Annotated in this window: 13 protein-coding genes; 5 read left to right on the top strand and 8 right to left on the bottom strand. The window is 66.7% G+C overall.

Features of this window, described 5'->3' with window-relative positions:
- The first annotated feature begins 146 nt into the window (after positions 1 to 146).
- Together LGM42_RS26485 and LGM42_RS26480 are read left to right on the top strand one after the other, a co-directional pair.
- Positions 147 to 1259, top strand: a complete 1113-nt coding sequence (locus LGM42_RS26485) for an NADH:flavin oxidoreductase/NADH oxidase (protein ID WP_126358982.1) — start codon at positions 147 to 149, stop codon at positions 1257 to 1259.
- Positions 1260 to 1436: 177 nt separating this feature from the next.
- Positions 1437 to 1967 (top strand): SET domain-containing protein, encoded by a 531-nt coding sequence (locus LGM42_RS26480; protein WP_059580454.1) that lies wholly within the window; start codon positions 1437 to 1439, stop codon positions 1965 to 1967.
- A gap of 162 nt (positions 1968 to 2129) precedes the next feature.
- Here LGM42_RS26480 and LGM42_RS26475 read toward each other — a convergent pair whose 3' ends face one another.
- Both LGM42_RS26475 and LGM42_RS26470 read right to left on the bottom strand, forming a co-directional pair.
- Positions 2130 to 3614: a sensor histidine kinase gene (locus LGM42_RS26475; protein WP_059580457.1), complete on the bottom strand. Its 1485-nt coding sequence runs from the start codon at positions 3612 to 3614 to the stop codon at positions 2130 to 2132.
- Positions 3615 to 3719: 105 nt separating this feature from the next.
- Positions 3720 to 4412, bottom strand: a complete 693-nt coding sequence (locus LGM42_RS26470) for a response regulator transcription factor (RefSeq protein WP_006401494.1) — start codon at positions 4410 to 4412, stop codon at positions 3720 to 3722.
- Between the two features lie 122 nt (positions 4413 to 4534).
- On the opposite strand from LGM42_RS26470, the gene LGM42_RS26465 reads away from it, so the two are divergent.
- A complete protein-coding gene (locus LGM42_RS26465) occupies positions 4535 to 4765 on the top strand; it encodes a DUF3717 domain-containing protein (protein WP_006401493.1) in 231 nt (76 codons plus the stop codon).
- Between the two features lie 92 nt (positions 4766 to 4857).
- Here the strand turns inward: LGM42_RS26465 and LGM42_RS26460 are convergent, their stop codons facing one another.
- Together LGM42_RS26460 and phhA are read right to left on the bottom strand one after the other, a co-directional pair.
- Positions 4858 to 5235, bottom strand: a complete 378-nt coding sequence (locus LGM42_RS26460; protein ID WP_256939962.1) for a 4a-hydroxytetrahydrobiopterin dehydratase — start codon at positions 5233 to 5235, stop codon at positions 4858 to 4860.
- Positions 5236 to 5295: 60 nt separating this feature from the next.
- Positions 5296 to 6222, bottom strand: coding sequence for a phenylalanine 4-monooxygenase (gene phhA / locus LGM42_RS26455; protein WP_124658494.1), 927 nt, complete (start codon positions 6220 to 6222; stop codon positions 5296 to 5298).
- A 106-nt stretch (positions 6223 to 6328) separates the two neighbouring features.
- Between phhA and LGM42_RS26450 the strand changes: the two genes are divergently transcribed.
- Entirely contained in the window at positions 6329 to 6814 is a 486-nt protein-coding gene (locus tag LGM42_RS26450; RefSeq protein ID WP_060310246.1) for an Lrp/AsnC family transcriptional regulator, read from the top strand.
- A 54-nt stretch (positions 6815 to 6868) separates the two neighbouring features.
- Here LGM42_RS26450 and LGM42_RS26445 read toward each other — a convergent pair whose 3' ends face one another.
- The 4 genes from LGM42_RS26445 to LGM42_RS26430 all read right to left on the bottom strand — a co-directional run bounded on the left by LGM42_RS26445 (position 6869) and on the right by LGM42_RS26430 (position 10402).
- The gene (locus tag LGM42_RS26445; RefSeq protein WP_059580462.1) at positions 6869 to 7402 is read right to left on the bottom strand and encodes a class IV adenylate cyclase; all 534 of its coding nucleotides are present in this window, start codon (positions 7400 to 7402) and stop codon (positions 6869 to 6871) included.
- Between the two features lie 134 nt (positions 7403 to 7536).
- Positions 7537 to 8343: a hypothetical protein gene (locus LGM42_RS26440; RefSeq protein WP_060310245.1), complete on the bottom strand. Its 807-nt coding sequence runs from the start codon at positions 8341 to 8343 to the stop codon at positions 7537 to 7539.
- Position 8344: 1 nt separating this feature from the next.
- Positions 8345 to 9346 carry a hypothetical protein gene (locus LGM42_RS26435; protein ID WP_226233741.1) on the bottom strand — a complete coding sequence of 334 codons (1002 nt, stop codon included), beginning with the start codon at positions 9344 to 9346 and terminating at the stop codon, positions 8345 to 8347.
- 156 nt (positions 9347 to 9502) lie between these two features.
- On the bottom strand, positions 9503 to 10402 hold the full coding sequence (locus LGM42_RS26430) for a LysR family transcriptional regulator (protein ID WP_059580472.1): 900 nt from the start codon (positions 10400 to 10402) through the stop codon (positions 9503 to 9505).
- Between the two features lie 164 nt (positions 10403 to 10566).
- Between LGM42_RS26430 and LGM42_RS26425 the strand changes: the two genes are divergently transcribed.
- Positions 10567 to 12252: a GMC family oxidoreductase gene (locus LGM42_RS26425; RefSeq protein ID WP_155644468.1), complete on the top strand. Its 1686-nt coding sequence runs from the start codon at positions 10567 to 10569 to the stop codon at positions 12250 to 12252.
- Positions 12253 to 12552: the final 300 nt, after the last annotated feature.

The following is a 12552-nucleotide window of genomic DNA, read 5'->3' as shown; positions in this document are numbered from 1 at the left end:
CATCGCCGTACACCGCGCATTCTCCGCACCGTCGGCATCCGGCCGGCCGTACCTGACCATCCGCTTACTGCCGAGCACGCCGTCTGCACGCTTCGAGCCTGCGTGCTACGCTCGTCCGCTCTTCCCTTTCCTGGCGAGCGGCTTCCATGACTGCGCTGTTTTCTCCGTTCACGCTGCGCGGCGTGACCCTTCCGAACCGGATCGTGATTTCGCCGATGTGCCAGTACTCGGCCGAACGCGGCGAAGCGACCGACTGGCACATGATTCATCTCGGCCATCTCGCGCTGTCGGGTGCGGGGCTGCTGTGCATCGAAGCGACCGCGGTGGAACCCGACGGACGCATCACGCATGGCGACCTCGGCCTGTGGGACGACGTGACCGAAGCCGCGCTGAAGCCGGTGCTGGCCGCGATCCGCAAGCATTCGCCGATCCGCGTCGCGATGCAGTTGTCGCACGCGGGGCGCAAGGCATCGAGCGCGGCGCCGTGGGAGGGTGGTCAGCTCGTGCCGGTCGCCGACGGCGGCTGGCTGCCGCATGGCCCGTCGGCCGTGCCGCACAAGGACGGCGAGACGCCGCCGCTCGCGCTCGATGCGGCGGGCCTGAACCGCATCCGCGAAGCGTTCGCGGCGTCGGCCAGACGGGCCGCGCGGCTCGGCATCGACGCGATCGAAGTGCACGCGGCGCACGGCTACCTGCTGCATCAGTTCCTGTCGCCGCTCGCGAACCGGCGCACCGACGAATACGGCGGCTCGCGCGAAAACCGGATGCGGTTTCCGCTGGAGATCTTCGAGATCGTGCGCGCCGCGTTTCCGGAAGACCGGCCGGTCGGCGTGCGCGTGTCCGCGACCGACTGGGTCGAAGGCGGCTGGGAGCTAGACGATACGATTGCCTTCGCGCACGAACTGAAGCGCCGCGGGTGCGACTGGATCGACGTGTCGTCCGGCGGCGTGTCGCCGCTGCAGAAGATTCCGCTGTCGCCCGGCTACCAGGTGCCGTTCGCGCAGGCGGTGAAGCGGGCGGTTGGCATGCCGACGATCGCGGTCGGCCTGATCAACGAACCCGCGCATGCGAACCGGCTGATCGAGGCCGGCGATGCCGATTTCGTCGCGATGGCGCGCGCGATGCTGTACGACCCGCGCTGGCCGTGGCACGCGGCGGCCGAGCTCGGCGCGCAGGTGACGGCGCCGCCGCAGTACTGGCGCTCGCAGCCGCGCGAGCACAAGGCGCTGTTCGGCGACGTCTCGTTCGGCCAGCGCTGAGTACATCGCGCAATATTGCGCGCGATGTTGAACGAAGCAATCGTGAACGTGTAGGATGCGGGTGATTCGCCGCCTCCCCCGACGCGGCACCGACCGGTGCCGCGTTTTCGTTTGGCGCGGCGCCCGGCCGCGATCGCGGTCGCTTCCATTCAAGTCGTCTTCACAAGGATTGGTTCGATGAGTTCACGCAGGATCGCGGTGCGCCGCTCGGGAGTACACGGCAAGGGCGTGTTTGCCGTGGCGCCGATCAAGGCCGGCGAGCGCGTAGTGGAATACAAGGGCGAGCGAATCTCGTGGAAGGAAGCGCTGCGCCGTCATCCGCACGACCCGAGCGAGCCGAATCATACGTTCTACTTCGCACTCGATGAAGGCGGCGTGATCGATGGCAAGGTCGACGGCAACAGCGCGCGCTGGATCAATCATTCGTGCGCGCCGAACTGCGAGGCCGAGGAAGTCAAGGGCCGCGTATACATCCACGCGCTGCGCGACATCGGGCCGGAAGAGGAGCTGTTCTACGACTATGGCCTCGTGATCGACGCGAAGCTGACGAAGAAGCTCAAGCGCGAATACGCGTGCCACTGCGGCGCCGAGTCGTGCCGCGGCACGTTGCTCGCGACGTCCGACGAAGGCGGGAAGAAGAAAAAGAAGAAGGACAAGAAGGACGGCAAGTCCGCCTCCGGGTCGAAGGACAAGAAGAACAGAAAGTGATGCAGGCGGCAGCGCATCGCGCGCTGCCGCCGTCGTTTCAGCCGTCGGTTGCCGCGTCATGGCGGCCCGTCGTCCGCTGTCCGTCTTTCCGTTCCCTACCGGCGCGCGGCCCGAGCAACGGGCCGGTGGTTGCCCGCCGCGAATCGACCGGTGATCGATCGTTCAGTGCGTCGGCGCCGCGGCCGGCGTTTCGCTGGCCGGTTTTTCCGTGCGCGCGGCGAGCGGCACCCTCACCACGAAGCGCGAGCCGCCTTCCGATGCATCCTCGTACGACACGGTGCCGCCGTGCATCGCGATGATGTCGTGCACGATCGCGAGCCCGAGCCCGGCGCCCGTTTCAACGCCGTTGCCGCTTTGCGCGTCGCCGCGGAAAAAGCGCTTGAACAGGTCGGCCTGCTGATTCGCGGGCACGCCCGGGCCGTTGTCCTCGACCACGATCTCCGCGGCCGGCTGGCCGTCGTCGAGCGTACCGCGCGCGACGTTGACGGTGATCCGCGCGCCGTCCGGCCGCGCGAGCGGCACGTACTTCAGCGCGTTGTCGAGCAGGTTCGCGATCACCTCGCGCAACAGAACGGGGTTGCCGCGCACGTTCAGCTTCTCGTCGTCGCCCGGGTCGTCGCTGCGCTGGAAACCGAGGTCGACATGCGATGCGAGCGCGCGCGGCACCCATTCGGCACCTGTCTCGAACGCCATCGCCGCGAGATCGACATCGACGAAGCGGGCGGCCTGTTCGCCCGGCTCGGCACGCGCGAGCGACAGCAGCTGGTTGGACAGCCGCACCGCGCGGTCGGCGGCCGCGCGCAGCTCGCGCACCGCGGCGAAGGTCTGCTGCGGGTCGCGCGCGACGGCCGCCTGCTCGGCATGCAGCTTCACGGCGGTGAGCGGCGTGCGCAGCTGGTGCGCGGCATCGGCGATGAACTTGCGCTGCGCGTCGAGCGCGGTCTTCAGCCGGCCGAGCAGCGCGTTCATCGCGCTCGTCAGCGGCCGGATCTCCAGCGGCACGTCGGTTTCGTCCACGGGCTCCAGCGACGTGTGGGTCTGCCGGTTCAGCGAATCGGCGAGGTGCGTGAGCGGGCCCAGCTGCTGGTTCACGACGCGCCATACGATGCCCCAGCCCGCGAGCAGCAGCAGCAGCAACGGCATCATGATCGCGACGAGGAATTCGGCCGCGATCCGGTAGCGGTGCCGTACCGGCTGAGCGACTTCGACGACCATCGGCTTGCCGCCCTCGACGTCGTCGACGCGCACCTGTGCGACCCGCACCGCGCGGTTGTCGTACTCGGCCTCGAACACGTACGCGTGATGCATGCGGCGCACGTTGATGCCCTGCAGCGGCAGCTTCGGGTCGCCGGCGAGTTCCTGCTCGCCGTCGCTGATCCGGTAGATCAGCGCTTCGGCGGGATCGGAGAACATCGCCTGCGCGAGCGGCGGCACCGTGAACGGCGCGTCCGGGCCGGCGATCTGGATCTGTTTGGAGATGGCGGTCGCGAGATCGGCGAGCGAGCGGTCGATCACGTGCTGCGTGTATTGCCACGCGAGCCAGTAGGCGATCAGGCCGCTCATCAGCGCGAGCATCGACAGCGGGGCGGCGAGGCGCCGGAGCAGCGAGCGGCGCAGGCTGGTGGTCACAGCCGGATCAGAAGACATTTCGACGGGCAAATGGATAAGCGCCGCTCACGGAGAGCGGCGCGGTCGTGCGCCGGGCGGCGATGCGGAGCCGTCCGCACGCGGCCGGCCGGCGCGCGGCGTCGCTCAGACGCTCGCGGTCTGGCGGATTTCCTGCAGCAGGTAGCCGAAGCCGCGCACCGTGACGATTTCGACCCGGCACTGCTCGAGTTTCTTGCGTACGCGATGCACGTAGACTTCGATCGCGGTGTCGCCGAGATCGCCGCCGAAGTGCGTGAGGTGATCCTGCAACTGGGCCTTGCTGACGACGCGGCCGTGACGCAGCAGCAGCATTTCCAGCACCGCGAATTCGCGCGGCGACAGTTCGAGCGGCTTGTCGTCGTTGAAGATGCGGCGGTCGACACCCGACAGGCGGACGCCGCCGAGCGACACTTCCGGGCGCGGCATGTCGCTGTGCGGGCCGCTGCGGCGCATCACCGCGCGGATGCGCGCTTCGAGCTCGGCCGGCTCGAACGGCTTGAGCATGTAGTCGTCGGCGCCCGAGTTCAGGCCCTGGATCCGGTCGTTCAGCTCGTCGCGCGCGGTCAGCACGATCACGGGCGTGTGGCGGTTGGTCTGGCGAAAGCGCGTGAGCAGCGTCATCCCGTCGATGCCCGGCAGGCCGAGGTCGAGGATCACGAGTTCGTGGCGATTCTGTGCCAGCGCCTGTTCGGCAAAAATGCCGTCATGCACCATGTCGACGGTGAAGCCAGCCTGCTCGAGGCTGCTCTGGATACCGCGTGCGATGGGGCGGTCGTCTTCGATCAGAAGGAGTCGCATGAAGTTCGCTCAAGTACAATGGGTTGGCGGTTCAGGCACGCGGACAGCACGAAGCCGTTTCCACAGGGGCGCCGCATCGCCTGACATCAAGCATGGCGGCCAGCGAACGATTAAATCCAATCATGTCCGATATTTCGATCCACGACCTCGAAGCCGCGATCAATTTCTGGCGCGCCCGCTCGCCGTCGAGCGGCGACGAACTCAAACTCTGCGAAGAGGCTAGCGCGCTTTCCAAGCCGTATGCGCTGCTGATTGTACAGCGCGAAAGCGCGCTGCAACTGGAAGGTTTGGACCCCAAGGCGCGGAAAGCGTACGAGACTTACGTGCGCCTTAAGGATGGCTTGGAAAGCTGAAGGCTTTCGCTGAGTACATCCTAGAAAACGTTCAGCGAAATGAAAAGTTGACGCGCCGCGCAACGAACGATGCGCGGCGGTGCAGGCGGGACTCAGGCGCCCGGTTGCGCGTGCGCGGCGGCGCCGTCGATGAACCGCGCGAGTTCGATGTCGCGTTCGGTCAGGCCGTCGGCGTCGTGGGTTGACAGCGTGACGTCGACGCGGTTGTACACGTTGAACCATTCCGGATGGTGGTTCATCTCCTGCGCCTTGATCGCGACACGCGTCATGAAGCCGAATGCCTCGTTGAAATCGGCGAAGCGCAGGCGGCGCTGGATTGCGTCGCGGCCCGCCACGGCCGTCCAGAGCGGCAGGCCTTCGAGCCGCGTCTTGCGTTCTTCGGATGTGAGCTTGTGGATCATCTTGCACCTCTCGTTCGGTAACGGCGCCCGCGCGCGGCTGCGCCGCGCGGCGCAGCCGGCATCGTTCATTGTTTCATAGTTGCGCGAAAGACGACGGGCGGGCGGCGGTTCGCGCGGGCGCCCGGCGCGTCACGCGTCGGCGTCGTCGGGCCAGCCTTCGCCCGTGCCGCGATGCAGCACGCGGTCGGTTTCAAGCACCGCGCCGGCCGCGAATTCGGGCAGCGCCGCGAGCCGGTCGGCCAGCGCGCGGCCGTCGACGTCGGCGAGCGCGAACAACTGCGCGAAATCGTCGATCACGAAGTAGGTCTTCTGGAACGTGTCGATCCGGTACTTCGTGCGCATCACGCGCTCGAGGTCGAACCCGAGCCGGTTCGGCGCCGCGCTTTCGAGGCTGTACAGGCTTTCGCCCTTGCTCGACACGATGCCGGCGCCGTAGATCGACAGGCCGTTCGTCCCGCGCGGGTCGCGAATCAGCCCGAATTCCACCGTATACCAGTAGAGCCGCGCGAGCCGCGCGAGCGCTGCTTCGTCGTCGGCGACCGCGAGCGCGACGCGGCCATACGCCTGCATGTAGTCGGCGAACACCGGCTCGATCAGCAGCGGCACGTGGCCGAACAGGTCGTGGAAGCAGTCGGGTTCCTGCAGGTAGTCGAGCTGGTCGGGACGGCGCATCCACCAGGTGACCGGGAAGCGCCGGTTCGCGAGGTGCGCGAAGAACACGCGGTCGGGCACGAGGCCCGGCACCGCGACGATTTCCCAGCCGGTCGCGGGCTTCAGCTGGCGGTTCACGTCGGCAAACGACGGCACACGATCGGCCGGCAGCGCGATCTTGCCGAGCCCGCCGACGAACGCGTCGCACGCACGGCCGCGCAGCAGCGCCGACTGGCGCGCATAGAGCTGCTTCCACACCGCGTGGTCGACCTGGCCGTAGCGCTGCAGTGGCTGGTCGATGGTGAAATCGGCACGGGTTTCGAGGCCCGCGTCGAACTGCTCTTGCAGTTTCGCGGTGACGACGGTGGACATGATCAGGCTCTGCACGCTGTGGTTGGGAACCATGCAAGTGTAGAGCGGGATGCGCGCGGATTGGGCGCATAGTTTGCGAAGATTGGCATGATGATGCGATAATCGCGCATCAAATCACGAATCAATGCGGAGAACACTCATGGTGGAACTCGATCACTTCGATCTCGCGCTGCTGGACGTGCTGCAGCGCTTCGGTCGCGCGACGCATCAGCAGCTGGGCGAGGAGGTGCCGCTGTCGCCGTCGCAGATCGGGCGACGGCTGCAGCGGCTCGAGGCGGCCGGCGTGATCGAAGGCTACCGCGTGATGCTGCGCCCCGAAAAGCTCGGGCTCGGTGTGACCGCGTTCACGAGCCTGAAGCTCAAGCATCACGGCGATTCGATCATCGAGCAGTTCCAGCAGCAGATCGACGTGCTGCCCGAAGTGCTCGAATGCCACGCAGTGGTGGGCGATGCCGACTACCTGCTGCGGATCGTCGCGCCCGATCTCAACGCGCTGTCGCAGTTCGTGATGAAGAAGCTGATGCGGGTGCCGGGCGTCGACAGCGTGCGCTCGAACATCGTGCTGACGACCTTCAAGCGCAACGGTGCGCTGCCGCTGGCGCACCTGGCGCCGGGGGCCGCGTGACGGCGCGCCGACGCTGACGGCAGGGCGCGCGGCCCCGCCGCTCGTGGGGCCGGATCAGGCCGCTTCGGATTGCGCGTCGGCGTTCAGCAGGTCGACGTAAGCGACCGCGACGAGGTCCTCCTGCGCGACGCCGAGCTTCGCGAACACGTCATGCGCCTCGGCCTCGCCGCCGGCTTCGTCGTCGTCCGGGCCGAGCACGACCTCCAGCTCGATGAAATCGCCGAGGCCGTCGACGCGGTCGAGGTGAATGCGCGTACGGCCCGCGAGGTACACGTGCCGCTCCTTCGTCACGATCCCGCGCGTGGTCAGCGCGGTGGCGAGCAGCGCATGCATCGCGTCGGGGTTCGTCACCGGGCTGCGCGTGTAGTACGACGCTTTCGGGCCGTCGCGGTCGTCGCGCTGGTAGAAGATCAGCTCGGCCGGCGTGCCGTCCTCGAAGCGGCGCAGCTTCAGCCGGCCGCGCGGCACGTCGTAGAAGAAATCCTGCTGACGGTAGAAGAGCGGCGCTTCGGTCGCGAGCTTCGCCGCCTGTTCGCGCAGCCGGTCGAATTCGCGGGCGTGGGCTTTGATCTCGATGTTGCGGGCCATGCGGGTCTCCTTCAATCGGGGTCTCGCGGTGTGCGAACGCACAATCTAGCAAAAAGCCTGGGAAGGTGGCGTGACGAGCGGGCGGCGAGCCGACTGCTGCGGAGGGTAGGGGCGCAATGCGGGGCTCGCAGGGATCAGCGCGCGCGCCGAAGCGATGCCAGTTTCGCCGACAGGCGGAACAGCAGGAAGGTGCGGCGGAGCGCTTGAACTTTCTCGTATTCCTGATTGATGAAGCGTCGGCCGGTTTGGCGTTCGTACTGGTATAACTCGTACAGGTAGGCCACTCTCGGCCCGATGGAGACGGCAGTGACGTAAGAAAATGTCAGCGTGTACAGCGATGCCACGATCAGAATCGCGCCGCTGCTTTCGCCGATGTAGGTATTCAGCGCAATCGGCAGGTTGACGGTCAAGGCGATGGTCGCCGGTGCGAGCTTATTGGTGGGAACGGTCTTGCCGCAATTGGGATCGATCGTGAACGAACGGATATCAGCGAGGTATTCGTTATTTCTGAAACGGCGACCGGGATGACGCTTGAGTTCGCGGAGCTTGAGGGCAAACGGAAACGCGAGCGAGGCCAGCACGGCCGCGTGATAGAGGAAGACGAAAAGTAGGTACGGCTTGGTGGATGCTGGTTTTTCGATGAATGACCACACGCTCAACATAGCGGTACCCATCAGAAGACCGAATACGGCAACGATATAGACTGTGAACGCCGCCAGAAAACGTACGGACAGCGTGGAGCGATACTTGATCTGGTATCCGGCAGCCATCCCTGCGACAAGAATCGCAAGCATGGGCCAGTTCATGATCTGGAACGCGATGCCGTTTGCTTTCGCGATGGAGTACAGGCAGAAGCCGAAGATCATGGAGCTGCCTGGGCCGAGGCAAAGCGGGGCGTGGCAGACCAACGGGCGGGCGCGATCGATATCTGGGAACATCATGTCAGTGGTCCAGCAGGCGTTGCGCCTGCGATTCTCCAAAGTCAGGACCGATGGATGCGTTCCAAACCACTTGCACGAAATATCCGGCTCCGAAGGAGAACAGGATGACCGGAAGGGTGCTGAAGTTCACCGAGACCAGGGCGATGGACATAACCGTCGAAACGCCAAACCCGACCGCATTCCCGCTTTGACTCCGCGCAGACGCGAGCATGAATCCTCGGCTGTCGAATCTCAACGCGCCCTGCGTATCCCGACTGACATTGGCCGCGATGTCGAGTGCCAGACTCGGCGCAAACGTCAGTACGCCGCTTCCGATCAGGCCGCCCGCGTACAGGTGCCTGAGCGGCGAGATCCTGGGCGTCAGCTTGTCGAGATCCGCTGCCTTGAGCGCTGCAGTGGTGGTCCGGGTGCGCGGATTGTGCTTCGCATGCGGGCCGAGCGCCGGCTGGACGCTCTGGATCGGCAGGTTGCGTATCCGCAGTTTCGGGCGCGGGTTTCCGTTGCCGGTGGGGTTGCCGTCATAGAGCGTGACGTAATGGTTGATCTTCACGCTTGGCGCCGCGCGGCGGATCAACGTCTGCGTGCCCGCGTCGATGTTGCGTTTCAGGGACAGCGCATGCGCCGCATGGGCCGCGCCGAGCCCTGTGTTGAGATTGCCGACGATGCTTCCCGGGCCCACCAGGTTGTTGCGGCCTTCTTCGTAAAGACGGGCGAGCGTTCCTGAATCGCCGGTATGCCCGCGGCCTGCGAAGTCGTGCATCCAGTCGGACGCGGAACACTGGCCCGATGCAACGAGCGCATGCAGAAGCTCGCCCGCAAGATGCGGATCGAGATCGAAATCGCCACTGAAGGAATCGTCGCCGATCAACCAGCCGTTGCGTCGATGCGTGCGAGCGCTGGTATGGGGCGGCAGGTTTTCAGCGAGCGTGCGGCGATGGCGTCGCAATGCATCGCACACCGCGAAGCCTTGCGAGCGGGCGTGGTCGGCGAGCGGACCGGTCATGTTCGGATATCCCGTTTTCGATACGCGAATCAACGAGATTACAAACGTCTTTCAGCTGCATCAATTGGACCGGAACGAAAGTTGACAGGCTCGTTCGATCGGGCAGGGCGGCCAATCTTTCCACCCGCCAGCCTGGTCACGCACGATGAGCGTCGCTCATATCGCCCACTGCGCTTCGATCAACCGCAGCGCGGCCGCGATCGCCGGTTCGTCGCGCCGCTCGGCGAGCGTCACGAACGTCAGTTCGGTCGGCACCGTCACGCGTTCGACGATCGTCAGCGCATGCGCGTGCGCCTCGGCCAGCGCGGTCGAATCGCGTGCGAGCGTCAACCCGATCCCCGATTTCACGAGGTCGAGCATCGACTGCTCCTGGTCGACCTCGGCCACCTTGACCGGCTGCGCGCCGGCCGCCGCGAACAGCCGCGACAGCAGCCGGTGGTGCGCGGACGCGGGCGGCGTCCAGATCCACGGCAGCGCGGCGAGCGCGCGCCAGTCGTGCGCGCGCTGCACGCGCTCCTTCCAGCCAGCCGGCGCGAGCACGCGGTACTGGAAATGCGTGAGCGTGACGGTGTGGAACAGCGCGTTGTCGCGCGGCGCGTCCTCGTCGGGCCGGCCGATGTAGTAGCCGACGTCGAGCGCCTGCGCGCGCACCTGTTCGAGCACCCAGCCCGACATCCCGTGCCGCAGCGCGGTCTCGATCTGCGGATGGGTCTCGACCAGCGCGCGCAGGAAGCCGCCGAGCCGCAGGAACGCCGGATCGAGGATCGTGCCGATCCGCAGCCGGCCGCGCACCTCGTGACGCAGCGCGGCAGCGGCGCGCTGCACGTCGGCGGCCGCGGCGAGCGCGCGTTCCGCATGCGGCAGCAGCGTCTGGCCGTCGCGGGTGAGCGCGAGCCCGCGCGACGTACGCGTGAACAGCACGACGCCCAGCGTTTCCTGCAGATGCTTGATTTGCAGGCTGACGGCCGGCTGTGTCAGATGCAGCTGTGCGGCGGCGCGCGTCAGGTTGCCTTCGCGCGCGACCGTCGCGAACGCGCGGAGCAGGGTGAGATCCATCGTCGTGATATGAGCGCGGCTTATAACGCAGTTCAGCATAACTCATTGGATCGGCGGACGGCGGCGGGAGTACGCTTCATCGGTCGCGTCGGCCCCGACGCGCTATGCTGAAAATGACGCGCGGGAACACACGCGCGGCACACAAGAACGAAGGAGACAACACCGTGAGTACACCACGCACGCTCAAGGGCGAATTCGACTACGTGATCGTCGGCGCGGGCACCGCGGGCTGCGTGCTCGCGAACCGCCTGACCGAGGATCCCGACATCCGCGTGCTGCTGCTCGAAGCGGGCGGCAAGGACGACTATCACTGGATTCATATCCCGGTCGGCTATCTGTATTGCATCGGCAACCCGCGCACCGACTGGCTGTACAAGACCCAGCCCGAAGCGGCGCTCAACGGCCGTGCGCTGTCGTATCCGCGCGGCCGCGTGCTCGGCGGCTGCTCGTCGATCAACGGGATGATCTACATGCGCGGCCAGCGCGAGGACTACGACAACTGGGCGCAGGAAACGGGCGACGCCGGCTGGTCGTGGGACAGCGTGCTGCCGATCTTCAAGCGCAGCGAGGATCACCATGCGGGCGCGAGCGACGCGCACGGCGCGGGCGGCTACTGGCGCGTCGAGAAGCAGCGGCTGCGCTGGGAAATCCTCGAATCGTTCGCGCAGGCCGCGCAGCAGACGGGCATTCCCGCCACCGACGATTTCAACCGCGGCGACAATGCCGGGGTCGGCTACTTCGAGGTGAACCAGAAGCGCGGCGTGCGCTGGAATACGTCGAAGGCGTTCCTGCGGCCCGCGATGGCGCGCCCGAACCTGACCGTGATCACCGGCGCGCACGCGCAGCGCGTGATTTTCGACGGGCGGCGCGCGGTCGGCGTCGAATACCACGGCGGCGGCACCGATTACGTCGCACGGGCGAGCGCGGAAGTGCTGCTGACGTCGGGCGCGGTGAATTCGCCGCAACTGCTCGAACTGTCGGGTATCGGCGACGGCCGGCGGCTGCAGGCGCTCGGCATCGACGTCGTGCACGATCTGCCGGGCGTCGGCGAAAACCTGCAGGATCACCTGCAATTGCGGATGGCGTTTCGCGTCGACGGCGTGCGTACGCTCAATACACTCTCCGCGCGCTGGTGGGGCAAGCTGATGATCGGCGCCGAATATGCGCTGCTGCAGCGCGGGCCGATGTCGATGGCGCCGTCGCAACTGGGCGCGTTCGCGAAATCGGATCCGGACGATCCCGCGCTCACACGCCCCGATCTCCAGTACCACGTGCAGCCGCTGTCGCTCGAACGCTTCGGCGAGCCGCTGCACGGATTCAACGCCTTCACGGCGTCGGTGTGCCACTTGCGGCCGAGCTCGCGCGGCAGCGTGCACGTGACGAGCGCCGATCCGCGCAGCGCGCCGGCGATCGCGCCGAACTATCTGTCGACCGATCACGATCGGCACGTCGCCGCGAACGCGTTGCGCCTCACGCGCCGCATCGCGTCCGCGCCGGCGCTCGCGCGCTATCGCCCCGAGGAAATCCTGCCGGGCACGCAGTACCGGACCGAGGCCGAACTGGTCGATGCGGCCGGCGTCGTCGGCACGACGATCTTCCACCCGGTCGGCACGTGCCGGATGGGGCGCGCCGACGACGAGCGGGCGGTGGTCGACAGCCGGCTGCGCGTGCGCGGCATCGCCGGGCTGCGGATCGTCGATGCGTCGGTGATGCCGTTCATCACGTCGGGCAACACCAATTCGCCGACGCTGATGATCGCCGAGCGCGCGAGCGACATGATTCGCGCCGACCGCCGTGCGGCGCGCGAAACGACGTCGGTGCGAACCGACGCCGCGGTGACGGCGGCATGAAGGCCCGCTGACATGCGCACGAGCGGGCGGTTGCGCGAACGCCGCTGATTCGCGATGCGAAACAAGCTGCCGGTGCGCAAGATCCGTGCGAGCCGCGCGTCGTCGCGCGGCTTTTTTCGGCGCGTGCGTAGCATGTCCTGCAGCAGTTCAACCGGTGATGATGCACGTGTCAAAAAAGCACGGTGAAATTCGCGCGCGGTCGCATCCGACAGGGTGGCCATCCCTATAAGTGCAAATCCCGATGATTGCACTGCACCAACGGCGCGACAATGTTGCGCAATGTGCATACGCGTCGGCGCG

Source organism: Burkholderia sp. AU39826 (genome assembly GCF_020419965.1).
GTDB lineage: Bacteria > Pseudomonadota > Gammaproteobacteria > Burkholderiales > Burkholderiaceae > Burkholderia > Burkholderia semiarida.
Note: the sequence above shows the minus strand (reverse complement) of the source record. Positions and strands in the feature narration are given on the sequence as shown.